22 protein-coding genes are annotated in these 25,136 nt (G+C 71.2%); 12 read left to right on the top strand and 10 right to left on the bottom strand.

Annotated elements, in window-relative coordinates; translation table 11 throughout:
- Positions 1 to 169: 169 nt before the first annotated feature.
- Positions 170 to 1,201, bottom strand: a complete 1,032-nt coding sequence (locus tag GVV04_RS12640) for a 3-isopropylmalate dehydrogenase (protein WP_161687765.1) — start codon at positions 1,199 to 1,201, stop codon at positions 170 to 172.
- A gap of 222 nt (positions 1,202 to 1,423) precedes the next feature.
- Between GVV04_RS12640 and GVV04_RS12635 the strand changes: the two genes are divergently transcribed.
- Positions 1,424 to 2,299, top strand: coding sequence for an FAD:protein FMN transferase (locus tag GVV04_RS12635; RefSeq protein ID WP_161687763.1), 876 nt, complete (start codon positions 1,424 to 1,426; stop codon positions 2,297 to 2,299).
- A 349-nt stretch (positions 2,300 to 2,648) separates the two neighbouring features.
- Positions 2,649 to 3,005 carry a hypothetical protein gene (locus GVV04_RS12630; RefSeq protein ID WP_328822339.1) on the top strand — a complete coding sequence of 119 codons (357 nt, stop codon included), beginning with the start codon at positions 2,649 to 2,651 and terminating at the stop codon, positions 3,003 to 3,005.
- A gap of 86 nt (positions 3,006 to 3,091) precedes the next feature.
- Here GVV04_RS12630 and serA read toward each other — a convergent pair whose 3' ends face one another.
- The 5 genes from serA to GVV04_RS12605 form a co-directional block, all read right to left on the bottom strand.
- Positions 3,092 to 4,690, bottom strand: a complete 1,599-nt coding sequence (gene serA / locus GVV04_RS12625; protein ID WP_161687759.1) for a phosphoglycerate dehydrogenase — start codon at positions 4,688 to 4,690, stop codon at positions 3,092 to 3,094.
- A gap of 262 nt (positions 4,691 to 4,952) precedes the next feature.
- Positions 4,953 to 5,966 carry a ketol-acid reductoisomerase gene (gene ilvC / locus GVV04_RS12620; protein ID WP_161687757.1) on the bottom strand — a complete coding sequence of 338 codons (1,014 nt, stop codon included), beginning with the start codon at positions 5,964 to 5,966 and terminating at the stop codon, positions 4,953 to 4,955.
- Between the two features lie 71 nt (positions 5,967 to 6,037).
- Entirely contained in the window at positions 6,038 to 6,553 is a 516-nt protein-coding gene (gene ilvN / locus GVV04_RS12615; RefSeq protein ID WP_161687755.1) for an acetolactate synthase small subunit, read from the bottom strand.
- The gene (locus GVV04_RS12610) at positions 6,553 to 8,433 is read right to left on the bottom strand and encodes an acetolactate synthase large subunit (RefSeq protein ID WP_161687753.1); all 1,881 of its coding nucleotides are present in this window, start codon (positions 8,431 to 8,433) and stop codon (positions 6,553 to 6,555) included. Before GVV04_RS12610 ends, ilvN begins: the two co-directional genes overlap by 1 nt.
- Before the next feature lie 183 nt (positions 8,434 to 8,616).
- The gene (locus GVV04_RS12605; protein ID WP_161687751.1) at positions 8,617 to 11,079 is read right to left on the bottom strand and encodes a putative bifunctional diguanylate cyclase/phosphodiesterase; all 2,463 of its coding nucleotides are present in this window, start codon (positions 11,077 to 11,079) and stop codon (positions 8,617 to 8,619) included.
- A 110-nt stretch (positions 11,080 to 11,189) separates the two neighbouring features.
- Here GVV04_RS12605 and ilvD point away from each other — a divergent pair, with 110 nt between their 5' ends.
- Entirely contained in the window at positions 11,190 to 13,037 is a 1,848-nt protein-coding gene (ilvD, locus tag GVV04_RS12600; protein WP_161687749.1) for a dihydroxy-acid dehydratase, read from the top strand.
- 56 nt (positions 13,038 to 13,093) lie between these two features.
- On the opposite strand, the gene GVV04_RS12595 is transcribed toward ilvD, so the two are convergent.
- Entirely contained in the window at positions 13,094 to 13,630 is a 537-nt protein-coding gene (locus GVV04_RS12595) for a DUF4175 domain-containing protein (RefSeq protein ID WP_161687748.1), read from the bottom strand.
- A 394-nt stretch (positions 13,631 to 14,024) separates the two neighbouring features.
- Here GVV04_RS12595 and GVV04_RS12590 point away from each other — a divergent pair, with 394 nt between their 5' ends.
- Complete coding sequence (locus GVV04_RS12590; protein WP_161687746.1) at positions 14,025 to 14,531, top strand: hypothetical protein; 507 nt, start codon at positions 14,025 to 14,027, stop codon at positions 14,529 to 14,531.
- Between the two features lie 55 nt (positions 14,532 to 14,586).
- Here GVV04_RS12590 and GVV04_RS33940 read toward each other — a convergent pair whose 3' ends face one another.
- On the bottom strand, positions 14,587 to 16,614 hold the full coding sequence (locus GVV04_RS33940) for a hypothetical protein (RefSeq protein WP_161687744.1): 2,028 nt from the start codon (positions 16,612 to 16,614) through the stop codon (positions 14,587 to 14,589).
- Positions 16,611 to 16,862, bottom strand: coding sequence for a hypothetical protein (locus GVV04_RS12580; protein WP_161687742.1), 252 nt, complete (start codon positions 16,860 to 16,862; stop codon positions 16,611 to 16,613). The genes GVV04_RS33940 and GVV04_RS12580 overlap by 4 nt, the downstream gene beginning before the upstream one ends.
- Positions 16,863 to 17,135: 273 nt before the next feature.
- Here GVV04_RS12580 and GVV04_RS12575 point away from each other — a divergent pair, with 273 nt between their 5' ends.
- The 3 genes from GVV04_RS12575 to GVV04_RS12565 all read left to right on the top strand — a co-directional run bounded on the left by GVV04_RS12575 (position 17,136) and on the right by GVV04_RS12565 (position 18,476).
- Positions 17,136 to 18,017 (top strand): helix-turn-helix domain-containing protein, encoded by an 882-nt coding sequence (locus tag GVV04_RS12575; protein ID WP_161687740.1) that lies wholly within the window; start codon positions 17,136 to 17,138, stop codon positions 18,015 to 18,017.
- Positions 18,010 to 18,198, top strand: a complete 189-nt coding sequence (locus tag GVV04_RS12570) for a DUF397 domain-containing protein (RefSeq protein ID WP_161687738.1) — start codon at positions 18,010 to 18,012, stop codon at positions 18,196 to 18,198. The genes GVV04_RS12575 and GVV04_RS12570 overlap by 8 nt, the downstream gene beginning before the upstream one ends.
- 89 nt (positions 18,199 to 18,287) lie before the next feature.
- On the top strand, positions 18,288 to 18,476 hold the full coding sequence (locus tag GVV04_RS12565) for a DUF397 domain-containing protein (protein WP_161687736.1): 189 nt from the start codon (positions 18,288 to 18,290) through the stop codon (positions 18,474 to 18,476).
- Between the two features lie 56 nt (positions 18,477 to 18,532).
- Here GVV04_RS12565 and GVV04_RS12560 read toward each other — a convergent pair whose 3' ends face one another.
- On the bottom strand, positions 18,533 to 19,711 hold the full coding sequence (locus tag GVV04_RS12560) for a MalY/PatB family protein (RefSeq protein ID WP_161687734.1): 1,179 nt from the start codon (positions 19,709 to 19,711) through the stop codon (positions 18,533 to 18,535).
- A gap of 481 nt (positions 19,712 to 20,192) precedes the next feature.
- On the opposite strand from GVV04_RS12560, the gene GVV04_RS12555 reads away from it, so the two are divergent.
- From GVV04_RS12555 to GVV04_RS12535, 5 genes are all read left to right on the top strand, one after another.
- On the top strand, positions 20,193 to 20,423 hold the full coding sequence (locus GVV04_RS12555) for a hypothetical protein (protein ID WP_161687733.1): 231 nt from the start codon (positions 20,193 to 20,195) through the stop codon (positions 20,421 to 20,423).
- Positions 20,424 to 20,526: 103 nt separating this feature from the next.
- Positions 20,527 to 21,783 carry a pentapeptide repeat-containing protein gene (locus tag GVV04_RS12550; RefSeq protein WP_161687731.1) on the top strand — a complete coding sequence of 419 codons (1,257 nt, stop codon included), beginning with the start codon at positions 20,527 to 20,529 and terminating at the stop codon, positions 21,781 to 21,783.
- Positions 21,784 to 22,083: 300 nt separating this feature from the next.
- Positions 22,084 to 23,409, top strand: coding sequence for an AAA family ATPase (locus tag GVV04_RS12545; RefSeq protein WP_161687729.1), 1,326 nt, complete (start codon positions 22,084 to 22,086; stop codon positions 23,407 to 23,409).
- A gap of 88 nt (positions 23,410 to 23,497) precedes the next feature.
- Positions 23,498 to 23,992, top strand: coding sequence for an RloB family protein (locus tag GVV04_RS12540; RefSeq protein WP_161687727.1), 495 nt, complete (start codon positions 23,498 to 23,500; stop codon positions 23,990 to 23,992).
- Between the two features lie 121 nt (positions 23,993 to 24,113).
- A complete protein-coding gene (locus GVV04_RS12535; RefSeq protein WP_328822337.1) occupies positions 24,114 to 25,049 on the top strand; it encodes an HNH endonuclease in 936 nt (311 codons plus the stop codon).
- Positions 25,050 to 25,136 lie beyond the last annotated feature (87 nt).

Here is a 25,136-nt window from a genome sequence, read left to right as displayed (position 1 = left end):
CCTGAGACGACGGCGCACGGGACCGCACGCCGGATTCACTGGTGCCAGCAACTTACCCCGAACGGTCGTTCAGCGGGTAGCCGCGTGCCGGCGGTACGGCTGCCCCGGACGGGCGTTCCGGCTGGTGGGACACCCTTTCCCGGGGCGTCGGGGCGGGGCTGGCCCGCCGTCAGGCCACCGCGTGCGCGGCGAGGCGGTCGCCCACCTCGGCGGTGCGCAGCGGTACGCCCTGGGCGCGGCCGGCCAGCTCCGCGCCGACGGCGGCGGTCACCCGGGCCGCGGCGTCGGCGTGCCCGAGCTGGTCGAGCAGCAGGGCGGCGGAGAGCACGGCGGCCACCGGGTCGGCGACGCCCTGGCCGGCGATGTCCGGCGCGGATCCGTGCACCGGCTCGAACATCGACGGGTACGCACCGGTGGGGTTGATGCAGCCGCTGGCGGCCAGCCCGATGCCGCCGGTGACCGCGGCGGCGATGTCGGTGAGGATGTCGCCGAAGAGGTTGTCGGTGACCACCACGTCGTACCGCTGGGGCTGGGTGACCAGGAACATCGCGGCGGCGTCGACGTGCTGGTACTCCGTGGCCACGTCCGGGTGCTCGGCGGCCACGGCCGCGAAGGCGCGGGCCCACAGCGACCCGGCGTGGGTCAGCACGTTGGTCTTGTGCACGAGGGTGACCTTGCGCCGCTCGCGGCGGGACGCCCGGGCGAACGCGTCGCGGATGACCCGCTCCACCCCGTGCCGGGTGTTCAGGCTCTCCTCGGTGGCCACCTCGGCCGGGGTGTCCCGGTGCAGCGAGCCGCCCGCGCCGGCGTAGAGCCCCTCGGTGCCCTCCCGGACCACGACCAGGTCGACCTCGCCGGGCTTGACGGTGGCCAGCGGGCCGGCCACGCCGGGCCACAGCCGCGACGGGCGCAGGTTGACGTACTGGTCGAAGGCGAACCGGAGCTTGAGCAGCAGGCCGCGCTCCAGCACGCCCGGCGGGACGGTCGGGTCGCCGACCGCGCCGAGCAGGATCGCGTCGTGCCCGGCCAGCTCGGTCAGGACGGAGTCCGGCAGCACCTCGCCGGTGCGGTGGTAGCGGGCCGCGCCGAGGTCGTACGCGGTGGTCTCCACCCCAGGGAGCACGGCGTCGACGACCTTGAGGGCCTGCGCAACCACCTCGGGTCCGATCCCGTCCCCGGCCACCACCGCGATCCGTGCCACGTCGTGAGCTCCCTACCTCGTCGTCTTCGGCAACCGTACGACTCTGTCCCGCCTCCCGGTACGGCGCTTCCGCATGCTGGGAAATTGGACGCACAGCAGGCTCCCAGGTGAGATTCATGGTGTGGTCAACTTCGCTGCTTAGGGTCTATGGCGAACGGGTCACGGGGGCCCGGACGAAATTCGTCGCGGCGCTGGGGCGCCGTCAGCGAAGGAGCGACTGTGATGCGGATCGACGAGCAGCCTCGGCACCGGTGGGTCGACGAGCAGCCCCGCACCCGCTGGGTGGACCAGTCGGCCTTCGCCAGCCGCCGCCCCGACCTGCGCCTGGGCAGCCGCAGCCACCGCCTCGACCGGGCCGGTGGCACCGCCGTCGACCGGATCGCCGTGCAGCACACCGTCCAGACCAGCACGGCCGAGTACTCGCTGCTGCTCAACGCCCCGAGCTGGCTGGGCCGGCGGGGGGTGAGCGAGGCGCTCGCCGACGCCGTCGCCGAGCTGCGCGCCATCGACCTCACCTACGGCCCGAACCGGCGCGACAGCCTCGTCTCCCGGCTGCGCCGGGGGGAGATCAGCCCCGAGTCGTACCCGCCGCTGGCCGACCTCGTGGACCGGTGCGCCGCCATGCGGGCGGCGACCGACGGCTGGTTCGACGCGTGGGCGGTGCCCGGCGGCTTCGACCCGGGCGGCCTGCTCGGCGGCTGGGCGGTGGAGCGGGCCGCGGCCCGGCTGCGCGCCGCCGGCATCCACGACTACGCCGTGCTCGCCGGCGCCGACCTGGTGGTACGCGGGCACGCGGCGCACGGCGGCCCGTGGCGGGTGGCCGTGCACCACCCGACCGACACCCGCCGGGCACCTCTCGTGCTGGAGATGACGGCCGGCGCGGTGGGCACCTCCGGGGTGACCGGGCGGCGGGGACACGTGGTCGACCCGCACACCGGGGAGCCCGCCGACCAGCTCGACGCCGCCACGGTGATCGGGCCGGACCTGGCGGTGGCCGACGCCTACGCCACCGCGCTCTACGCCGCGGGCCCGGCGGGGCTGGAATGGTTCCGCAACGGGTCGGACTACCGGGCGCTGTTCGCGCACCGCCACCGCTGAGGCCCCGGGCCACCCTCGGCGGCCGGCCTTTCGCATCCCGGCCGTGGGCGACCCGCGATCGGCCCCCACGGTCTCGGCAACGGCCGTGGGGGCCGGTCAGCGACGAGTGCGCGTGGCTCGCGCAATCGAGGGGTGCGGACCCGGGCCGGGGCGGACCTCGACCGCGCCACCCGAAGACGGGCCGACGCCGAACTCAACCAGTGACCGCACGAGTACGCTAGCGAATCGACGCAACTCGACGCAAGAGTCTCCACAGCGGACCGTCTCCGGAGGACGATCGGAAGTTTCGCGACTGACCTGCGGCGGGGTCGCGGTGACTTCCCCGGCCCGGGATGGCACGCTGTCCGCCGTGAGTTTCGATCTGAGCGTGTGGGCCCTCCCGGACGGGGCCACGCCCATGGACGTGCGGGCAGCGGTGCAACGGTGCCGACAGGGGCAGCACGACGACCGCTACCCGGACCCGCGGGTCGTCGCCTTCTACCGGGCGATGACCGCCCGCTATCCGGACCGGCCGGCGGGCCCGGGTTCCCCGTGGGAGGTCGCGCCCCTGCACGCGGCCAACGACCACATCGAGATGAACCTCAACCCGGCCTGCGAGGACCAGGTGCTGCTCGACATCGAGCGGCTGGCCGGCGAGTGCAACCTGATGCTGTTCGACTACCAGGACGGCTCGGTCTACCCGCCACCCGCCCCCGCGCGCCGCTGACCCGTCGACGGCGAGGGGCCCGGCCTTTCGGCCGGGCCCCCGATCCGTCCTGGGTGGACGTCGTGTCACCCGGTTCCTGGGCGGGCCTACTCGTCGCGCAGGTCGGCGGCGCTGGCCGAGGTCGCGCCGATCGAGTCGGCCGCCGAGGTGAGCAGGTCCGCGCCGAGCGCCTGGTCGACCGTGAGGGTCATCAGCGTCTCGCCGCCGGCCTCCCGGCGGGCCACCTGCATCGCCGCGATGTTGATGCCGGCCTCGCCGAGCAGGGTGCCGACGGTGCCGACCACGCCCGGCCGGTCCGCGTAGCGCAGGAAGAGCAGGATGCCCTCCGCGCCGATCTCCACGTCGAAGCCGTCGACCTCGGTGAGCTTGGGGACGTCCCGGGCGCCGGCGTGGGCGACCGTGCCGGAGACGCTGACCGTGCGGCCGTCCGGCAGCGCGCCACGGACGGTCACCAGCGTCGGGTGCTCGGCGGTGTCGGCCTGGCTGGCGAGGTTGACCTCGACACCACGCTCGGCGGCCAGGTGCGGCGCGTTGACGTAGGTGACCTGCTCCTCGACCACGGAGCTGAACAGCCCCTTGGTGGCCGCGAGCTTCAGCACCGAGACGTCGTGGTTGACGACCCCCCCGCGCACCTCGACGGTGACGCTGGCGGCCACCCCGCCGGCCACGGCGGTGAACGCCCGGCCGAGCTTCTCGGCCAGCGGCAGCAGCGGGCGGACGTCCTCGGCGACGACGCCGCCGGCCTGCACGTTGACCGCGTCCGGCACGAACTCGCCCTGCAACGCCAGCTTCACGCTCCGGGCCACGGCCAGGCCGGCCTTGTCCTGCGCCTCGGCGGTGGAGGCGCCCAGGTGCGGGGTGGCCACCACGTTGTCGAAGGCGAACAGCGGCGAGGAGGTGCACGGCTCCTTGATGTACACGTCGACGCCGGCGCCGCCGACCCGGCCCTCGGCGAGCGCGTCGGCGAGGGCCTGCTCGTCGATCAGCCCACCGCGGGCGGCGTTGACGATCCGCACCCCCGGCTTGACGATCGCCAGCTCCTTCTCGCCGATCAGGCCCACGGTCTCCGGGGTCTTCGGCAGGTGGATCGAGATGAAGTCGCTCTCCCGCAGCAGCTCCTCCAGCCCGACCAGGCGCACCCCGAGCTGCGCCGCGCGGGCCGGCTGGATGTACGGGTCGTACGCGATCAGCCGGGTGCCGAAGGCGGCGATCCGGGACGCGAAGAGCACCCCGATCCGGCCGAGGCCGACCACGCCCACGGTCTTGCCCTGCACCTCGACGCCGGTGTACTTCGACCGCTTCCACTCGCCGGCCTTCAGCGCGGCGCTGGCGCTGGCGGTGTTGCGGGCCACGGCCAGCAGCAGCGCGACGGCCTGCTCGGCGGCGGAGACGATGTTGGAGGTGGGGGCGTTGACCACCATGACGCCCCGCGCGGTGGCGGCCGGAACCTCGACGTTGTCCAGACCCACGCCGGCCCGGGCGACCACCTTCAGCCGCGGGGCGGCGGCGATCGCCTCGGCGTCGATCTGCGTGGCGCTGCGCACGATCACCGCGTCGGCCTCGGAGAGCGCGGAGAGCAGGGCCTGGCGGTCGGTGCCGTCGACGTGACGGACGTCGAAGTCGTGGGCGAGCACCTCGATGGCGGCGGGGGCGAGTTCTTCGGCGATCAGTACGACAGGAGTCATCGGTCCTCGTAGAGGTCGTGTGGCGGTCGGCCGGGACGTCGGGGCGCCGCGCTGCGCCCTGCGCCGAGTCGTGCCATGGCCGTCAGGTGCCGGCTACGCACCTACCCGCGATCGTAGGGCGCGGGCCGGCCGGCGTGCCCCGGACCATGGGGTGAGGGCCCTCACAAACCCGACATGTCAGTGGGGTACCGGGCGGGAAACACCAGCGGCGACCCGCCCGACGCCGGGTGGGCGTCGGACGGGTCGCCGCTGGTGGCAGGGCTCAGGCGGTCTCGGTGATCGGCCGGTCGACCCAGCTCATCATGGACCGCAGCTTCTGACCGGTCTCCTCGATCGGGTGCGCCGCGCCCTCGGCCCGCCACTTGGCGAAGTTCGGCCGGCCCGCCTCGTCCTCGGCCACCCACTCGCGGGCGAACTCGCCGGACTGGATCTCGGAGAGGATCTTGCGCATCTCCTCCTTGGTCCGGCTGTCGACGACGCGCGGGCCCCGGGACAGGTCGCCGTACTCGGCGGTGTCGGAGATGCTGTAGCGCATCTTGGCGATGCCGCCCTCGTACATCAGGTCGACGATGAGCTTCAGCTCGTGCAGGCACTCGAAGTAGGCCACCTCGGGGGCGTAGCCGGCCTCGGTGAGCACCTCGAACCCGGTCTGCACCAGGGCCGCCGCGCCGCCGCAGAGCACCGCCTGCTCGCCGAACAGGTCGGTCTCCGTCTCCTCCTTGAACGTGGTCCGGATCGCGCCGGCCCGGGTGCCGCCGATGCCCTTGGCGTACGACAGGGCCAGCGCGAACGCGTCGCCGCTGGCGTCCTGCTCGACGGCGACCAGGCAGGGCACGCCCTTGCCGTCGACGTACTGGCGGCGGACCAGGTGACCCGGGCCCTTCGGGGCGACCATCGCGACGTCCACGTCGGCCGGCGGCTTGATCAGGTCGTACCGGATGTTGAAGCCGTGGCCAAAGAGGATGGCCTTGCCGGGGGCCAGGTTCGGCGCGATGGCCTCCGTGTAGAGGTCACGCTGCGCGGTGTCCGGGGCCAGGATCATGATCACGTCGGCCTCGGCCGCAGCCTCCGCCGGGGTGAGCACCCGCAGGCCCTGCTCCTCGGCCTTGGGCCGGCTCTTCGAGCCCGCCGGCAGGCCGATCACCACGTCGACGCCGGAGTCCCGCAGCGACAGCGCGTGGGCGTGGCCCTGGCTGCCGTACCCGATCACCGCCACCTTCTTGGCCTGGATCAGGCCCAGGTCGGCATCGTCGTCGTAGTACACCTCAACGCTCATTGACTTCCCTTTCGTACGGCGGCCCGGGCGGCCCGTCGTGGCTTGTGCGGTTGGTGTGGCGGGTAAGGGGTTCAGGCGGCCCGCAGGGCCGGGCCGGCGGTGATCGAACGCGAGCCGCGCCCGATCGCCACCGTGCCGGACTGGACCATCTCCTTGATCCCGAACGATTCGAGGTCGCGCAGCAGCGCGTCCAGCTTGTCGGGGGTGCCGGTGGCCTCGATCGTCAGCGTGTCGGGTGCGACGTCGACCACCCGGGCGCGGAACAGGTTGACCGTCTCCAGCACCTGGCCACGGGTGGCCCGGTCGGCGCGGACCTTGACCAGCAGCAGTTCCCGGGCGACCGAGACCTGCGGGTCCAGCTCGACGATCTTGAGCACGTTGACCAGCTTGTTGAGCTGCTTGGTGACCTGCTCCAGGGGGGACGACTCGGCGTTGACCACGATGGTGATCCGGGAGACGTCCGGGTTCTCGGTCTCGCCGACGGCGAGGCTGTCGATGTTGAAGCCGCGCCGGGAGAACAGCCCGGAGACCCGGGCCAGGACGCCCGGCTTGTTCTCCACGAGCACGGACAGGGTGTGCAGGTTCATTAAATATCGTCCTCGTCGAAGGTCGGGCGGACGCCGCGAGCGAACATGATCTCGTCGTTGCTGGTGCCGGCGGCCACCATCGGCCAGACCATCGCGTCCTTGCCGACCACGAAGTCGATCACGACGGGTGCGTCGTTGATCGCCATCGCCGCCTCGATGGTGGAATCCACGTCGGCCGCGCTCTCGCAGCGCAGGCCGACGCAGCCGAGCGCCTCGGCGAGCTTGACGAAATCCGGGATGCGGTGCTTGTGGGTGCCCAGCTCGGTGTTCGAGTACCGCTCGTTGTAGAACAGCGTCTGCCACTGCCGGACCATGCCGAGGTTGCCGTTGTTGATCACGGCGATCTTGACCGGGATGCCCTCCAGCGCGCAGGTCGCCAGCTCCTGGTTGGTCATCTGGAAGCAGCCGTCGCCGTCCACCGCCCAGACCACCGTGTCCGGCCTGCCCACTTTGGCCCCCATAGCGGCCGGGACCGAGTAGCCCATGGTGCCGAGGCCGCCGGAGTTCAGCCAGGTGCCCGGCCGCTCGTACGAGATGAACTGCGACGCCCACATCTGGTGCTGGCCGACGCCTGCGACGTAGACGGCGTCCGGCCCGGCGATCTTCCCGAGCCGCTCGATCACGTACTGCGGGGAGAGGGTGCCGTCGGTCGGCTCCTCGTAGCCCAGCGGGTACCGCTTGCGCAGATCGTCGAGCTGGGTCCACCAGTCGCCGAGGTCGGCCGGGTGGACGGCGGACCGCTCGGTGGTCACCGCGACGATCAGCTCGTCGATCACATGCTGGGCGTCGCCGACGATCGGCACGTCCGCGTGCCGGTTCTTGCCGATCTCGGCCGGGTCGATGTCGGCGTGCACGACGGCCGCGTCCGGGGCGAACGAGTCCAGCTTGCCGGTGACCCGGTCGTCGAACCGGGCGCCCAGCGCCACGATCAGGTCCGACTTCTGCAGGCTGTAGACCGCCGACACGGTGCCGTGCATGCCCGGCATGCCCAGGTGCTGCGGGTGCGAGTCGGGGAACGCCCCGAGCGCCATCAGCGTGGTGACCACCGGGATTCCGGTCAGCTCGGCAAGCCGGCGCAGCCCCTCCGTGGCGCCGGCCTTGAGCACCCCGCCGCCGACGTAGAGCACCGGCCGGCGGGCCGAGTTCATCAGCCGGGCAGCCTCCCGGATCTGCTTGCCGTGCGGGTGCAGGGTCGGCCGGTACCCGGGCAGGTCCAGCGTCGGCGGCCAGGAGAAGGTGGTCTGCGCCTGAAGGACGTCCTTCGGGATGTCCACCAGCACCGGGCCGGGGCGGCCGGTCGAGGCCAGGTGGAACGCCTCGGCGAGCACCTGCGGGATCTCCTCCGGCGTCTGCACCAGGAAGTTGTGCTTGGTGATCGGCAGGGTGATGCCCTGGATGTCGGCCTCCTGGAAGGCGTCCGTGCCGATCGACGGCCGGGCCACCTGACCGGTGATCGCCACCACGGCCACCGAGTCCATGTACGCGTCGGCGATCGGGGTGACCAGGTTCGTCGCGCCCGGGCCGGAGGTGGCCATGCAGACCCCGACCTTGCCGGTGGCCTGGGCGTACCCGGTGGCCGCGTGCCCGGCGCCCTGCTCGTGCCGGACCAGGATGTGCCGGACGGTGGAGTCGTAGAGCGGGTCGTACGCCGGGAGGATCGCCCCACCCGGGATGCCGAAGACGACGTCGACGCCGAGCGCCTCCAGGGACCGCACGAGTGAGCCGGCGCCGGAGATCTGAGCGGGCTGCCGTACCCCCGGGGCCGCCGGGCTGGCGGCGGCGTGGGTGCCCGGCGCGACCTGGTCGGCGGTCGCCGGCTCGGCGTTGGCTCGGGTCCGGCGGGCTGAGTGGGCGAGGGTCTCTGGCGTGGGTCTCGTCATGGCGGTTCAGGCCTTCGGCTGGAGTGGCTGATGCTCTTCAGGCGGTGCAACGCGGGCGGGGCCCGCGCCGATGGGTCCGACGGCAATAAAAACGGCCCTCGTGCAGATGCACGGGGCCAGCGCACTCTCGACGACGGAGAGTGCGCTCAGGTAAGTACTCGAAGAGAGGTCGACGACATGCGGTCAAGCCTGACGCATCTCACGCGATGAGTCAACTGATCCCACATTTTGGTTCACGGACGTCGGCGCGACGCCCTCCGGGACGCTGGTTCCGGCCGCCCCGAGCTGCGCGGACGCCTCCCCGCCGGGGCGCTGGGCGGGCACCGTCGGCAGCCGTCGCGGACGCGCCGCCGCGGGCGGGGCCGGCACGGCTGCGGGGTGCCCGGCGGGCGGTGCCGACACCGGGGCGGGACGCGCGCCAGCGGACGTGGCGGCCTCCAGCATCGCCTCCAGGTGCTCGCCCGGCACCCCCCAGCCGAAGAGCGCGCCCTGCCCCCACCGGCAACCGGCGGCGACCACCGCGGCCAGCTCTGTGGGGGTGGTCACCCCCTCGGCGATCACCTCCATCCCGAGCTGGTGGCCCAGCCGCATGACGATGTCGACCATCGGGGCGAAGGCCGGGCCGTCGGTGCCCACGGGGCGGACCGGCTCGTGCTCGGCGACCAGGCTGTGGTCGATCTTGAGGATGTCGATCGGCAGCCGGCGTAGCTGCCCGAGCGACGAGTACCCCGCGCCGAAGTCGTCCAGGGCGATCCGGACGCCGGTGCGCCGCAGCGCGGTCAGCCGCCGGACGAGCTCGTCGAGGTCGGTCGCGACGGCGTGCTCGGTGACCTCCAGCACCAGCCGCTGCGGCGGCACGCGGTGGGCGCGCAGCGCCTCGGCGACCTGGACCACGTACTCGGGGGCGTGCAGCTCCCGGGGGGAGACGTTCACCGAGACCCACACGTCGTACCCGTCGGCCAGCCAGCGGGAGAGCTGGTGGCACGCCTGGTGCAGCACCCACGCCCCGAGCTTGGCGATCATCCCGCACTCCTCGGCCAGCGGGATGAACTCGTCCGGGCGGACGTTGCCCAGCTCCGGGTGGCGCCAGCGCAGCAGCGCCTCCGCGCCCACCGGGCGCACCGACGGCAGCGACGCCACCGGCTGGAACACCAACCGCAGCTCGTCGCGCTCGATCGCGCCGCGCAGCTCGTGCTCCAGCGTCGTGCGGCGGCGCAGCAGCTCGTCGTAGGTGACGTCGTAGTGCTCGATCCGGTTCTTGCCGCGCTGCTTGGCGTAGCGCAGGGCCAGGTCGGCGTGGCGCAGCAGCAGCTCGGTGTCCGGCTCGTCGGGCTGCCCGGCCACCCCGATGCTGACCGAGAGGAAGACCGGCCCGCCCGGCTGCTCGTACGGGCTGCCGAGCAGCCCGAGCAGCCGCTCGGCGACCCGGCCGGCGTCGGGCGGGCGGCCGGGCATCAGCACCGCGAACTCGTCGCCGCCCAGCCGGGCGGCCAGGTCGCCGGGGCGCAGGTTGCCGCGCAACCGCCGGCCCACCTCGGCCAGCACCTCGTCGCCCACGTCGTGCCCGCGCATGTCGTTGACGTTCTTGAAGCCGTCCAGGTCCAGGCCGAGCAGCACGCACGGGACGCCGGCGCCGGCGCTGTCCTGCAGGGCGCGCAGCAGCCCCCGCCGGTTGGCCAGGCCGGTCAGCGGGTCGGTGTGGGCCAGCTCCCGGAAGTGCGCCTCGCGCTCGGCCAGCCGGCCCGCGTACCGGCGCACGTCGTGCAGGGCGAGGTACTGCCGGGCCACCAGCGCGAACCCCTCGACGCTGCCGGCGACGATGCCCAGCGCGTCGAACCGGCCGCCCTGGAGCAGGTGGTACATCGCGGAGGCGGCCATCGCGCCCATCGGGACGAAGGCGTACGCGCCGTCCCGGCGGATCAGGTCGACGTCGAGCTGCCCGGGCGGGGCGGCCCGGTGCACGGCCCGGTGCACGGCCAGCGCGGCGGCCAGCAGCCCGGCCGCGAGCAGGACCATGCCGGCCAGCAGCATGCCGGGCACGTCCTGGCAGAGCCCGCCGGCGATGCCCAACCCGCCGCAGGTGACCGCCGTGATCCCGACGCCGAGCAGGGCCAGCCGGCGGCGGGGCGCGGCGGCCCGCATGAGCACGATCAGGGTGAGCCCGGCGGTGAGCGCCACGCTGACGCTGGCCAGCAGGATCGGCGCGCAGGCCGCCGGGATGGCGGCGGCGAGCAGCCGGGTCGGCTCGGAGAGGAGCACCCAGCCGACGAACCAGAGCGCGGTCGCCATGATCAGGCCGTCGAGCACCAGCCGGGCCGTCGCCGCCCGGGTGACCCCCGCGCCGGTCAGCCGGAGCAGGCCCGCGCCGAAGGCGAACGCGCTCACCGCGGTGCAGACGGAGACCAGGGTGGCCCAGCCGATGCGCAGCCCCTGCTGATCGGCCAGGTGCGCGCCGCCGACGAGCGGCACCGCCCACCCGATCAGCAGGCTGAACAGCGCGAACACCCCGGCGGCGGCGACCAGCGCGACGGCCTGCCCAGGCCCTCGCCCCGCCCGGCGGGCGAGGACGACCAGCAGTGCGGTGGCGCCGGCGGCGACGAGGCCGCTCAGCACCGCGACGGCGATCATGCCCGGGGGAAAGTACACGTCCTCAACTGTGCCGGATGCCCGCTTCACATGGGGGCCGGGTGCGCAACTGTTGGGACACGACGCTCGCCCCCTGGGAGCGTCCCGCCGACGGTGCAAGACTGGTACGCATGCCTGAGCTGCGGTCGAAGACCTCCACGCATGGCCGGACGATGGCCGGTGCCCGGGCCCTGTGGCGGGCCACCGGGATGACCGACGACGACTTCGGCAAGCCGATCGTCGCCATCGCCAACAGTTTCACCCAGTTCGTGCCCGGCCACGTGCATCTCAAGGACATGGGCGGCCTCGTCGCCGACGCGGTGGCCGAGGCCGGCGGGGTGGGCCGGGAGTTCAACACGATCGCGGTCGACGACGGCATCGCCATGGGCCACGGCGGGATGCTCTACTCCCTGCCCAGCCGGGAGCTGATCGCCGACGCGGTGGAGTACATGGTCAACGCGCACTGCGCGGACGCCCTGGTCTGCATCTCGAACTGCGACAAGATCACCCCCGGCATGCTGCTGGCCGCGCTGCGGCTGAACATCCCCACCGTCTTCGTCTCCGGCGGGCCGATGGAAGCCGGCAAGACGACGGCGATCGAGGGGATCGTGCACTCCAAGATCGACCTGATCGACGCGATGGTCGCCTCCTCCAACGACGCGGTCACCGACGACCAGCTCGGCGAGATCGAGCGGTCGGCCTGCCCGACCTGCGGCTCCTGCTCCGGCATGTTCACCGCGAACTCGATGAACTGCCTCACCGAGGCGATCGGCCTGGCCCTGCCCGGCAACGGCTCGACGCTGGCCACCCACGCCGCGCGCCGGTCGCTCTTCGTCGAGGCCGGCCGGACCATCGTGGAGATCTCCAAGCGCTGGTACGACGGCGACGACGCCTCGGTGCTGCCCCGGCAGGTCGCCGACCGGGCCGCGTTCGAGAACGCGGTCGCCATGGACGTGGCGATGGGCGGGTCGACCAACACGATCCTGCACCTGCTCGCCGCCGCCCGGGAGGCCGAGATGGACTTCTCGGTCGCCGACATCGACGCGATCTCCCGCCGGGTGCCGTGCCTGGCCAAGGTCGCCCCGAACTCGCCCCAGTACCACATGGAGGACGTGCACCGGGCCGGCGGAATCCCGGCCATCCTCGGTGAGCTGGACCGCGCCGGCCTGCTGCACCGGGACGTGCACGCCGTGCACTCCCCCAGCCTCGCGCGGTGGCTCGCCGACTGGGACGTGCGGGGCGGCTCGGCCACCCCCGAGGCGGTCGAGCTGTTCCACGCCGCCCCCGGCGGGGTGCGCACCACCGAGCCGTTCTCCACCACCAACCGCTGGTCCACGCTGGACACCGACGCGGCGGGCGGCTGCGTGCGCGACCTCGCCCACGCCTACAGCGCCGACGGCGGGCTGGCCATCCTGCACGGCAACCTCGCCCCGGACGGCTGCGTGGTGAAGACCGCCGGGGTGCCCGAGGAGTGCCTGACCTTCCGCGGCCCGGCGAAGGTGTACGAGTCCCAGGACGACGCGGTGACGGCGATCCTGGCGAAGGAGATCGCGGCCGGCGACGTGCTGGTGATCCGGTACGAGGGCCCCAGGGGCGGCCCCGGCATGCAGGAGATGCTCTACCCCACCTCGTTCCTCAAGGGCCGAGGGCTGGGCCGATCGTGTGCGCTGCTCACCGACGGCCGGTTCTCCGGCGGCACCTCGGGGCTGTCCATCGGGCACGCCTCCCCCGAGGCGGCCTCGGGCGGCCTGATCGCCCTGGTCGAGCCCGGCGACGAGATCGTCATCGACATCCCGGCCCGGTCGATCGAGCTGAACGTGCCGGACGACGTGCTGGAGGCCCGCCGCGTCGCGCAGGAGAAGCGCGACAAGCCGTACACGCCGATCGACCGGCAGCGGCCGGTGTCGGCGGCGCTACGCGCGTACGCCTCGATGGCCACCTCGGCGAGCGACGGCGCCTACCGCCGGGTGCCGGAGTAGGCGCTCGGGCCCTGCCGTCGCCTCGCGGCCGGCAGGGCCCTGCTCACAAGCGACGCTCAGTACCCGACCAGGGCGATGACGAGCGACGACACCGCGGCGGCGAGCAGCACCCCGCCCGCGCCGACTCCGACCACCGCGCTCACCGGCACGGCGCGGGCCCTGGCCACCGGAACCGCCGCCAGCGCCGCCGCCGTCACCAGGGCGGCGACCACGTGGATCAACGGATAGTCGAGCAGTGCCGCGACCGGGAACAGGTGCACCCCCACCACGAGCGCGACCCAGGCGGGGATCAGCTCCCGGCGGCCCCGCAGGGCGAGCAGCCCGGCACCGAGGGCCGCGACGCCGAACTCGATGCCGACGATCAGGCCGAAGGTGCGGCTGGTGTCGGCGTCGAAGGCCGTCGGCTCGGACCAGCGACGCCAGGTGAGAATTCCACCGGCGACGAGGGTGAGCAGCGAGAGCACCGATCCGACGCCGAGCACTGGACGCCAACTTTTGGGCGGCGCTTCCTGGGCCCAGCCGAACCAGCTCGACGCGAAGAAGCCGAACACGACTGCTGTGGCCGACGCGTCCCGCACGTGCTCCGCGATCATGGCTCCCCCTCGGTGGTGCGGCGTTGGCGGTGCCGTCCCCGGATCGGTCTCCCGGCGCGGCGGCCCACCTGATCTTGGTAGATCCTTGCCGACGATCGGTGCCGGGCGGGCATCGGGGACGGACACGAGCTGCTCGGGGTGCATCAGCCGAACCGGACCGGGTCAGCAGGTACAGAGGCTTCACCGCGGCCGGCTCGTTCGGGGGCGGCCACAGCTGATGTATCGTCCCGCCCGAACTGTTGATCCTTGAGGGAGTCGCATGGGCAAGGCCATCACGGGGACGTTCGCCTGGGGGGTCGCTCGGGGGGTGTTGGCTGTGTTGGTCGGAGGTACGGTATTCGGCTGCTCGCCCCAGTCCGGCCCACAGGCGGCGGTGCCTCCACCCTCTGCGTCGGTGCAGCCCTCCGCGAGCCCGTCCGGTATGCGGGCACGCCTTGAGCTGCCGATGCGGCTGGGCAATCGCTCGCGGTTCTTTCATCGGCCGCTGCTGTCCCCTGTGATTGAGAGCGCCGAACAACTGGGTCGGCTGGTGGACGACCGGAAGGAGATAGCCGGGCAGGTTTACAACGGTGAAACCGACGGCGACTACGCGGTACTGGTCAGCGCTACGGCCGGCACCGTGAGGGACGAGGAAGCAACGCTGGACAAGGTCTTCAGATTGTTTCCGCGGATACGTGAGGTCCGAGCGGTGGACCCTGGCCCTTTGGGCGGCATAGCCCGCTGCGGTAACGGCCGCAACGCCCAGTACTACGTCACGATGTGCGCCTGGGCCGATCAGATCAGCGTCGGGATGGTCACCTTCCTCAGTCCGGAGAGGCGTCTGGGCCTTCCGGACGGCGAGTTCGTGGAGATCCGCAGCGAGTTGGAGTATCCCATCCCGGGCCTGCCCTCTGGCCAGTGATGGCATGTCCCGGATCTCCCCCACACCTCGAACACATGTTCCCCAAAGTGTCACTTCAACCGCAAAATCCAAGGTCGGAGCCTTCGGCGAGATGAAGCGGCCCGTCTTCGTCGTGGCAATGGACGGTGCAGCCCGACCAGGCGAACCGGACGGTGACTGTCCGGCCGGCATGCCGGGCGGCCAGTCGAAGCAGGCCGGGTAGCGGGTCGGAGGGTAACGCTCGGGGCGTCGACTGTGGCACCGGAATCGACTTCTCCGGGTCGGCCGGGACGGTCTCGGTGAGGGCGACGTCGAGGCACTCCAGGCAGTGCGCCACGGCCGCCTCCAGGCTGGGTCGGCACGGCAGGTCGTCGGGGCGCACCGGGTCGGCCGGCGAGCGCAGGTCGACCGACCAGAGCAGCCCGTGCGCCCGCATCGGGTCGGCCGGATGACCCCGCAGGTCGAGCGCGCTCACCACCAGCGCCAGGTCGAGGCCGAGGGCGAGCCGGAGCAGCTCGGCCAGCGGCGGGGCGTCGGGACGTACGGCGATCACCAACAGGCGCGCGGCGGGGAGCGCGGGGCCGACGGCGGCCACCAGCTCCCCCACCGGGTCGGCACCCGCCCAGGGCAGGGTGACGTAGCCATCGCGCACATCGGGTGGGATTTCGTGGCCGCCGTCGGCCTCGGCGAGGTCCTCCGGGCGTACGCCGAACACGGTCGCCCAGGCACCCAGCCGGTAGCGGCCGGGCAGCCGCACCACCGGCCGGCCGCCGGGCCCGTTCCCGGCCGGCGTTGCGGCCTCCGGGGCACCGGCCTGCCAGGTCAGGTGCACCACCCGGTGCCTCAGGTCGGTCAGGGTCACCAGCGCCGCCCGGTGCAGGCGGCGGGTGCCGCCGCAGGTGGCGCAGGCCAGCGCGGACGGACGCAGACCGAGGCCGCCGCAGGCGGTGCAGCCGTCGTCGGCCGGACGGCCACCGGCCCGGCACCGGCAGGCGCGCAGCGGTTCACCCGGGCGGCAGTCCGGGCAGGGCCTCCACGGCACCGGCTCGCCGAGCCAGGGCGGATCGGGCGGCTCCGCGAGCCGGCGCAGCGGCACCCGGACCCGGCGGACCACCTGGCCGGTGGGCTGCTCGACCAGGGTCTCGACCGGTTGGCTGGGACCCAGGCCGGTGTGCCACCAGTGCCCGTCCCGCCACACGGCCTGCGCGCCGGGCGGTTCCTCCCCGTCGGTCAGGCCGGCACAGTCGGCGCGTATCCGCCGCTCGACCTCGTCAACGTCGACGGCTGGCGCGGCCAGCGGGCGGGGTAGGTCGGGGCGGAGCATCCGCGCGGGGGCGGCCGGGCCGCGCTCGCCGAGCCCGGCCAGCGCATCGGCCACCTCAGTGCGGGCCAGGGCCGCCGACAGGTCCGCGCGGGGCTCCGTCGGTGCAGCGGGCACGGGCGAGCCGGGAACCTCGTACCGGACGTTCCAGCGGACGGCATCGCCGTGCCGGCGGGCCTCGACGACCAGGTCGAGCAGGAGCAGGTCGGCCAGCGCACAGAGTTGGGCCAACCGGGCGGCCAGGTCGAGCGGGGGCGGCGCGGTCGACCGGCCCACCAGCACCCGCCACGCCGGCCGGGCGGCCTCGGCGACGGCCCGACCCTCCAACTCGTGCCGCTCGTCCGCCGGCAGGTCGGGCCGCCAGGCCGGCGGCAGCCGTACGGTCAGCGGGTCGACGGTGGCGGCGACGCCGGTCGCGGCGGCCAGCTCGCGTACCCGGGAAGTCAGGTCGGCCACCCAGTCACCCGCCGGGTCCGGTCGGGGGTCGAGGGTGCCGGGCGCGACCAGGTGGGACGCGACCGCGCCCGTGTCCAGGTTGGCCACGGTCAGCACGAGCTGCGCGCGGCGGCGACCGCGCCGGCCGCAGCCCGGGCAGGCGACTGCGACGGTCCCGACGCCCCGGCACAGTTCGCATTTCCGGTACGGCTCCCGGCGCGGCTCCGCGTCGCCGGGTGGGCCGTCGTCGGCCAGGAGCCGGTCGCCGTAGCGGGTGCAGCGGCAGGGGTCGAGGCGGAAGGTCACGCCGTCGCAGTCGGGGCAGGCGACGGTGGGTGCGCCGGTCACCGGGGCCGCCGACCCGTGCAGGGCCCGTCGTGGTCGGTGCGGCGCACGCAGCGGGTACGGTCCGGCAGCGGCAGGTCGCAGAAGACCCGATGTCGTACGCCCTGAGCGTCCTCGGCGGAGACAGTCGTCTCCCCGGCGTCCACGTCGGGCAGGAAGGTCACCGACCGGGCCAGCGCCCCGGCGAACCGGCGGGCGGCGGGCAAATCGGCGGCGGTGAACGGCAGGTGCGCCACCCAACACGGGCTCACCGATCGACCGCCGAATTCACCGACCCAACCGAACACGGTTGACGAGAAAACGCGCGCACGACAGACCCACTTCCTCTCGGACGGCTGACCAGATTGGCAATTGATGAAAGGTGGAAATTCCACGGTCATCGCCTTTGTCAGAGCTATCTTGTAAGGTCGGAAGCGCTATCACAACGAAGGTTCCCTCACACTGTTCAGCCAATTGTCTGCAACATTCCGGTGTTTCAGGACGGGCGTCGAGATGTTGCAGAACGCAACCGGAAAGGAGGCCCGATGGCCGAGGACATGGGATCGACGGTGCCCCGACGCAGGCTCGGCAGGGCGCTGCGTGACCTGCGTAACGAGGCGGGGATAACCCTCGACGCCGCCGCCGAGGCGCTGGAGTGCAGCAGGCAGAAGGTGTGGCGGATCGAGAGCGGGCTCGGTTCGGCGCGCAGCGTGGACGTCCGGGCCATGTGCGAGCTGTACCGGGCGAAGGCCGAGCTGACCCGCGCGCTCCTCGCCCTGGCCGGCGAGACGAGGGCGAAGGGCTGGTGGCATGCCTACGGCGATGCCATCCCAGAGTGGTTCGAGCTGTACGTCGGCCTCGAATCCGCCGCCTGCCACCTACGCTTCTTCAACGAAGCGATGGTGCCGGGATTGCTACAACGTCATGGCTACGCGCTCGGGGTATACCAGCACCGCACGGAGGTGAGTGACGAAGAGCGCGAGCGCCTGGTACAGGTCCGGCTGCAACGCCAAGCTCTACTCAAACGCCGCCTACCTCCGCCTCCGAGGCTGGACGTGCTCCTCTCCGAGGCGGCCTTGCTGCGCACAGTCGGCGACCCCGAAACGATGGCGGACCAGCTTCGCCACCTGCTGGTATTGGCGGACATAGCGACCAACTCGATCCGAATCCTGCCTCTCGCCGCCGGCCTGCACCGTGGCGTCGAGGCTGGGTCCTTCGTAATGCTCAACTTTCCGCTGGGCAACCGCGCCACCCCCGAGCCACCAGTGGTCTACAGCGAGTCGTGGACAGGCGCTCTCTATCTCGACCGACCGGAAGAGTTCGCTGCCTACGAGAAGGTGTGGGAAAGCCTGGATCAGCTCGCCCTCGATAAAGGACAATCTAGGAATCTAATCAACAAGATCATTGGGGAGGTCCACCATGGTTGATCTGAGCAACGCCCACTGGCGCAAGAGCACCCGCAGCGGCAGCAACGGCGGCGAGTGTGTCGAGGTCGCTGACAACCTGCCCGGCGTCGTCGCCGTACGCGACAGCAAGAACCCGGACGGGCCGGTCCTGACCTTCTCCCCCGCAGCATGGACGGTCTTCACCAGCGCAATGCACGGCTGACGACGCAGCACAGCGACACCCCGGCCCCGGCGAGGCCGCAAGGTGCCCGACTTGATGCGACTACGACACAACCATCAAGGAGGTCAATCATGGTCAACCTGACCGGCGCCCGTTGGCGCAAAAGCACCCGCAGCGGCAGCAACGGCGGCGACTGCGTCGAGGTCGCCGACAACCTGCCCGGCGTCGTCGCCGTACGCGACAGCAAGAACCCAGGCGGCCCGACGCTCATCTTCTGCCCCGCCGCTTGGAGCACGTTCGTCGACGCGACTCGCCGCTGACTCCGTACCCGAGACACCCGCAAACATCGGCGGTCGGCAGCGGCCGAGGCCGCTTCTCAGGCGACGGCGGTGGCCATCCGGCGTACCGCCTCGGTGATCAACTCCGGTCCGGTGCCCAGGTTCAGCCGGACGTGGCCGGCGCCGCCGGTGCCGAAGGCCGGGCCGGAGTTGAGCGCCACCCGGCCACGATCGAGGAACACGGCGGCGGGGTCGTCGCCGAGGCCCAGGGCACGGCAGTCGAGCCAGGCGAGATAGGTGGCCTGACCAGGGTGGTGACGGATTTCTGGCAGGTGCTCGGCTAGCAGCGCCGCGAGGAGTCGACGGTTGTCGTCCAGGCCGATCAGCAGGGCGTCGAGCCACTCGCCGCCATCGCGGAAGGCGGCGGTGTGGGCGATCACGCCGAGGTGGCTGGTGCTGGCGCTGACCTCGACCGGAACGCGGGCGAGGTCCCCGGCCGCGGCCGGGCCGGCGACGAGTAGCGCACCGCGCAGGCCGGCGAGGTTCCACCCCTTGGAGGCGGACATCAGCGAGAGGGCGTTCTCCGCGCCGGGAACCGAGAGGTACGGCACGAACCGCGTGCCCCCGGCCACCACCGGGGCGTGGATCTCGTCGGCGACCACCCGCACCCCGTGCCGCTCGGCCAGGCCGGCGACGGCGGCCAACTCGTCTGCGGTGTGTACGACGCCGGTCGGGTTGTGCGGGCTGCACAGCAGGTACGCCGCCGGCCGCCCACCGGCCCGCGCCTCCCGGAATGCGTCCTCCAACGTGCCGAGATCGATCCGCAGGTCCTCGCCGAGAGGGGCCTCCACAATCCGGCGGCCTGCATGCGCCACGAAGTTGTAGAACGGCGGGTAGACCGGGCAGTTGACGACCACCGCGTCCCCCGGCTCGGTGACCACCCGCAGCACCTCGACGACGCCCTGCATCACGTCGGGCACCAGCGCGGTGCGCTCCACGGCCAGCCCGTCCCAACCCCACCGCCGCCGGGCGAACTCCGCAAGTGCCTGCGGGTACGCCGTGCCGGCGGTGTAGCCGGTGTCGCCGCGTGCGACGGCATCGGTGATGGCCCGGGCGACGGGCTCGGCCAGCGGGACGTCCATCTCCGCCACCCAGAGCGGCAGCACGTCGTCCGGGTACGCCCGCCACTTGATGCTCGTCCGCTGCCGGAGCTGGTCCAGTGAGAGCTGGCGCAGGGGATTCATCGCGCCTTGGCCACGACTGAGCACACCACTCATGGTTGAAGCCTATTCCGCCCCCCGCGACCTCACGAGCAGGGCCGCCGATGGCCTGGAGTCGGGTAGCGGCGACCTGTCGCACGGGTACCCCAAGCAAGAACATTGTTCTACCTTGGACGGTGCGGCAGGGCCGGCAAGGCGTGGAACGTAACAGGACCACCGACTTCCGACGGGGAGAGATGGACGATCAACCGAGAGACTCCGGGCTGGAAATTCCGCTTTCCTGGCTTGCCGACGCCCCGCTGTTCATCGACGGTGAACAGGTGTCGGCCTTCTACGACGCAGTGGTCATGCCGGAACACGAGGCCGGCAAGATCTCAATATCCACGAGAGACATCCATCTTTCGAGGACCAGCACCAACGGAAAGCTGGGGGCCCGCATCGGGACCAGAGAACGCCGATCTATGGGGCGGCCGAGGAGCCTGAGACGAAACGCGAATACTGGCGCTGGTTCTCAGACAACTACAATCCAATTTCAGCGATGAACGTGCTCGAACGCGGCATAGGTGACGGCGGTCTGGCTCGCTGGGTGGACTACCGGGTTCACATCGAGGACAGGGCCCTTCAACTCTCCCTTCGAGGCCGCGGCAAGTTCGAAACAGGAATTTTCGCGTACTCCATGATCCGCCGCGGCAACCAGCACGGGCTGCGCATCGTCGGCACGCTGAAGTCAGGGCCGGGGCTCAACGTCCTCGCCGTCTTCGAGAAGTAGGCCGGCGGCGACGGTCAGACGATGCCGGAGCGTCGCGTCCGGTTGCCGGCGGCCAGTCGCCCGCCACCACGTCGCTGGCGCGCATCGAAGAAGATGTGAAGCTATGAGCGAGCCGTTGCAGGTGAGTCGTGCGGCACTGGGCCTTCCGCGTAGGTCCCGCTGGCGAACAGCCCTGGCCGTGGCCCTGGCAACTGCCGCCGTAGTCTCGCTGTCACCGCAGTGGTGGTCGGATTTCGCTGTCTCAGTTGGTCATTGGGCGAGCCGATTCTGGCTGCCGGTGGTGCTGTTGGTGCTCGCCGCGACAGCAGCGGCCGGCCGGCACCAGAAAGTGGCCATGGCCCTGGGTCGTCGGCCCCGCACGCCGAGAATGCCACTCCTATTGCAGGTGGCGCTGTTGCTGGCCCTGACCTTCGTCGTCGCTGTGGCCGCAGGAGCCCTGCTGTGGCAGGTGCTGGGACAGCCGACCATTGGCACCAACCCGGGATCAGCACCGGCCGCCTCGCCAGCGCCGTCGGTGTGGAGCACGCAGGAAGCACTCGAAGCGATCAAGACCGTGCTGACAATCGTGGCGGGCATCGGGGCCGTCGTGGCGTTGACCGTGGCCTATCGGCGGCAGCGCCTGAACGAGGTAGAGGCTCATCGCGAAGACACCAAGTTGCTACTCGAACGCTTCTGTCAGGCGGCAGAGCTGCTGGGTTCACCTGATGCTTCCGTGCGTGTCGCCGGAGTGTATGCGTATGCCGCCCTGGCCAACGACGCGCCCGAGGCTCGTCAGGGATGCATCGATGTTCTCTGCACTTACCTGCGCCAGCCCTACAACCCGCCATCGAGTAGCGACACCCGTGGTGAGATGGTGTCGTCGAACCTGGCTGTGTCCGCGCAAATCACACCGGACCCCTGGCCAGCCCTCCGGGACCCAAGGCAGGAACGGCAGGTCCGGCTCACGATCATTCGGATAATCCGCGACAACCTGCATACGCCTGAAGACGACTCGCGCAGTTGGCGCGGCCACGACTTCGACTTCTCCGGTGCTTTCTTCGACGGCGGCGACTTCACTGGTGCGACCTTCAGCGGAGGCGGCACCGTCACCTTCGCCGACGCCACAATAGCCTGTCGGCTGTCATTCGACCGTTGCGCATTCGCTGCCGGAACGGTCTCCTTCGACGGCGCCCGATTTCCCGGGGGCGGCATTTCCCTGAACGGCGCCAAGTTCAAAGGAGGCGTGGTGGATCTGTCCAAGCTGAACGAGGCGCACACGCATGTCGCTGCTGATCTGTGGCCGGCAGGTCCGGCACCTGCTGGTCTGCGACTACCACCCGTCGGCGCGGGCCCGACCGGCAATTCGGCGCCCCGCCCATGACCGGCCGGTCCATGTCGACTCCCGCCGCCTGGTTCGGCGCAGCTGGTCGTTGCCAGACCGACATCGCCGGCCGACCAGCGCAAGCCTCGCCGACCAGCGGCACACTGTGGCGACGGTGCTGAGCCTCGGCGGCAGCCACCTCGACGTCGGGCAGTTCCCCGCTGACGTACCCCAGCCGCACAGGGCCCCGACGAACCCGCCGGGGGCGCTGCCTGCTTCCGGTGGGCTTTGGGCCACCTCCTCGTGGTTTACTCGCAGGGATGAGCTTGTAGCCGCCCGTCCTTGAGGGGTGAACGGTCGATGCTGCTGAGTTTCCGCTTCACCAACCATCGCTCGTTCCGAGACGAGCACCAGCTCAACCTCGTTCCCGTCTACGGTGATGGCGTCGAGGCGAGCGAATCGGCTCCACAGGCGGTCCAGGTCGTCGGCGTCTTCGGGGCCAATGCCTCGGGCAAGTCCAACTGCCTGGGCGCGCTGGCGTTCATGCGGCAGATGGTCGTGGGGTCGGACCGGGCCGTCGAGCCCGGTGAAGGGCTGTCCCGAGAGCCGTTCCGGCTGGATGCCGATGGTGTCGCGCGGCCATCGCGGTACGTCGTCGATCTTCGGCTCGGCGGGATACGCCACACGTACGGGTTCACGATCGACGACGAGCGGGTGCTGGAGGAGTGGCTCTTCCACTATCCGCTGGGACGCCGGCGGCGCGTCTTCGAACGCGACGGGGATGACTTCACCTGGGGCGAGGAGACTGGTCGCCGCAGCGACCTGGGGCAGATCGCCGGGATCACCGCGCCGACTGCCCTTTTCCTCAGCACGGTCGCTCGCTTCGGCCACAGCCGTTCGGAATTGAATCCGACGGATCCACAGCCGCTGCACGGCATCTACCGATGGTTCTACCTGACCAGCCCTCGAGCCGACGCCACCTCTGGGCTGTCCGCCCTGCTTGAAGGCGGCAGAGCGGATGTCGAGCAGGTGCGGCACCTCGTGGTCGATCTGTTGCGGGCTGCCGACGTGGGCATCGTCGGCGTCGTGCTCCCCCCCGATCGAGGCGACGACGACGTTTCCTGGCACCTACAACGCCGAGGTATGCGGGATCGAATAAATGCCGCTATGTCCCCAGCGCTACCACCGCGCCGGATCCAATTCGCCCACCAAGGCCCGCACGGCACCGCCCTGCTCGACCTTCATGACCAGTCAACCGGCACCCGCCAACTTCTCACCCTCGGTCTGCACGCTGCCGAGGTACTCAGGACTGGAGCCACGATGCTGATCGACGAGATCGACGCCAGCCTGCATCCAATCCTCACCGCGAAGCTGATCAGCCTGTTCCGCAGCACGAAGGCCAACCCCCTGGGCAGTCAGCTCATCTTCACCAGTCACGACGCCGCGCTGCTCGGCACTCTCGACGCGGAGGAGATCCTGCGCCGTGATGAAATTTGGTTCGTGGAGAAGGACGACGAGGGCGCCTCATCGCTGTATCCCCTGACCGACTTCAAGCCCCGCAAGGAGGGCGAGAACCGGCAGCGGCGCTACCTCAACGGCAACTACGGTGCCGTACCCGATCTCTCCACCCACCTCTTCGAGCAGGCGCTCGCCACCCGCGGAGGTACGGATGCCGAGGTAGGGTGACCGGCGCGTGCCCGACGCGGCACGTTCCGGGCGGGGTCGTGAGACCGACCTTCGGCGGCGAACAGAGACCAGGGAACAGCGGAAGACCGTGCTGATCGCCACCAACGGCGAGTCCACGGAGCGGGCCTACTTCAACGGGCTCAAGCAGGAATCCTGGGTACGTCCCCGGGTCGTCGTCGTGGTGCAACGCGGCTCGCCGGTCGATCTGGTGCGGGGTGCCGGGCGCCGCCGACAGCGCGACGACTTCGACGAGGCGTGGGCCGTCTGCGACATCGATGAGTACCCGACCCAGCCGGCGTCGGTCGAGGCCGTCGCCTCCGATGTGAAGCTGGCCTGGTCCAATCCCTGCTTCGAGGTGTGGCTGCTGCTCCACTACGACAACTGCACCCGGTTCGTCGAAAACGCCAAGAAGGCCCGCGACCTGCTGCGGGAGCACGAGCCCCACTGGGACAAGACCGCGCTCAACTTCGACAGGTTCCGCGACCGGATCGAGGATGCCCTCCGGCGGGCGACTCAGCTCGACCCGCCCCCCAAGGGCAACCCCTCCACCGCCGTGGGGCAGATCATCGCGGCGCTTCGCTGAACGCTGGTCCGTCCACCTTCCCGTATGCGGCCCATGTCCAAGCCATACGTCGTCCTTACCCTCGGCTCTCCGGCCTTCTTCGGGATTGTCGGCCTACCCCTCAGAGTGCAGGATGGTGGCCGTGAAGGCCTATGTCGGAGTGACCGATGGAGACTGGTATCGCTTTCTGGCCGCCCGCCCCGGCCTGACAGAAGTCAACTTCTGGCGCCCTGCCGGTTCCCGGGCCTTCCGCGCGCTGTCAGCAGGCGAACCCTTTATCTTCAAGACGCACCACCCGCACAACAGGGTGATCGGCGGGGGTTTCTTCAGCGGCTTCGCCCAACTGCGCATCTCGGAGGCGTGGAGTCTCTTCGGCGACGGCAACGGCGTGCCGAGCCTTGCTGAGATGCGACGGATCGTCGGACGGTACCGACGGGAACCCATAGCCGCCGCCGACGACCCGGTGATCGGCTGCGTCCTCCTCCGGGACACCGTCTTCTTCCCCGCTGACCGGCCATCCGAACCACCTCCCGAATTCGCCTCGAACATCGTTCAGGGCAAGGGGTACGACCTCGCGGCTCGCAACTCGGCCGGTTACTTCGAGGTATTAATCGGTCGCCTTCTCGGCGCTCCAGTGGATGTCGACTTCAGCCAGCCGTGGCACCGGCCGGGCCCGACGTATGGCGACCCCCGCCTCTCGCCACACCGGCTGGGGCAGCAGGCGTTCAAGGCCGTCGTGCTGAACGCGTACGGACGGCGGTGCGCGATAACCGGTGACCGCATCCAACCGGTACTCCAGGCCGCACATGTGAAACCCTTGCCGGCTGGCGGTGAGCATCGCATCGACAATGGCATGCTTCTGCGGTCCGACGTCCACACGCTCTACGACCAGGGGTACCTGGCGGTCGACCCGAAACACCGGCTCCTGGTCAGTCCACGGCTCAGGGCCGAGTTCGGCAACGGAGAGCAGTTCTACTCCCGGGCTGGGACGCAGATCGAAGTACCAGCGGCCGTCCGGGAACGGCCACACCGGGAGTTCCTGGAATGGCACCTTGACGAGGTGTTCAAGGCGGCATAACGCCCGGCCGGCGGAAGGCCCGGTCGACCACAGGCCCACTTGCCGCTCTCCGCGCGGGCTGGCGCACCATCCACGATCACGCCTGAT

Origin of the sequence: Micromonospora rubida, assembly GCF_009908295.1 — a bacterium.
Lineage (GTDB): Bacteria > Actinomycetota > Actinomycetes > Mycobacteriales > Micromonosporaceae > Micromonospora > Micromonospora rubida.
This window is presented reverse-complemented; position numbering and strand designations above follow the sequence as displayed.

Excerpts from the sequence above, each read along its gene's own strand:
- GVV04_RS12635 (WP_161687763.1), top strand. The coding sequence starts at position 1,424 with ATGCGGATCGACGAGCAGCCTCGGCACCGGTGGGTCGACGAGCAGCCC.
- serA (WP_161687759.1), bottom strand. The coding sequence starts at position 4,690 with ATGACTCCTGTCGTACTGATCGCCGAAGAACTCGCCCCCGCCGCCATC.
- ilvC (WP_161687757.1), bottom strand. The coding sequence starts at position 5,966 with ATGAGCGTTGAGGTGTACTACGACGACGATGCCGACCTGGGCCTGATC.
- ilvN (WP_161687755.1), bottom strand. The coding sequence starts at position 6,553 with ATGAACCTGCACACCCTGTCCGTGCTCGTGGAGAACAAGCCGGGCGTC.
- GVV04_RS12610 (WP_161687753.1), bottom strand. The coding sequence starts at position 8,433 with ATGACGAGACCCACGCCAGAGACCCTCGCCCACTCAGCCCGCCGGACC.
- ilvD (WP_161687749.1), top strand. The coding sequence starts at position 11,190 with ATGCCTGAGCTGCGGTCGAAGACCTCCACGCATGGCCGGACGATGGCC.
- GVV04_RS12595 (WP_161687748.1), bottom strand. The coding sequence starts at position 13,630 with ATGATCGCGGAGCACGTGCGGGACGCGTCGGCCACAGCAGTCGTGTTC.
- GVV04_RS12575 (WP_161687740.1), top strand. The coding sequence starts at position 17,136 with ATGGCCGAGGACATGGGATCGACGGTGCCCCGACGCAGGCTCGGCAGG.
- GVV04_RS12570 (WP_161687738.1), top strand. The coding sequence starts at position 18,010 with ATGGTTGATCTGAGCAACGCCCACTGGCGCAAGAGCACCCGCAGCGGC.
- GVV04_RS12565 (WP_161687736.1), top strand. The coding sequence starts at position 18,288 with ATGGTCAACCTGACCGGCGCCCGTTGGCGCAAAAGCACCCGCAGCGGC.
- GVV04_RS12560 (WP_161687734.1), bottom strand. The coding sequence starts at position 19,711 with ATGAGTGGTGTGCTCAGTCGTGGCCAAGGCGCGATGAATCCCCTGCGC.
- GVV04_RS12555 (WP_161687733.1), top strand. The coding sequence starts at position 20,193 with ATGAACGTGCTCGAACGCGGCATAGGTGACGGCGGTCTGGCTCGCTGG.
- GVV04_RS12550 (WP_161687731.1), top strand. The coding sequence starts at position 20,527 with ATGAGCGAGCCGTTGCAGGTGAGTCGTGCGGCACTGGGCCTTCCGCGT.
- GVV04_RS12545 (WP_161687729.1), top strand. The coding sequence starts at position 22,084 with ATGCTGCTGAGTTTCCGCTTCACCAACCATCGCTCGTTCCGAGACGAG.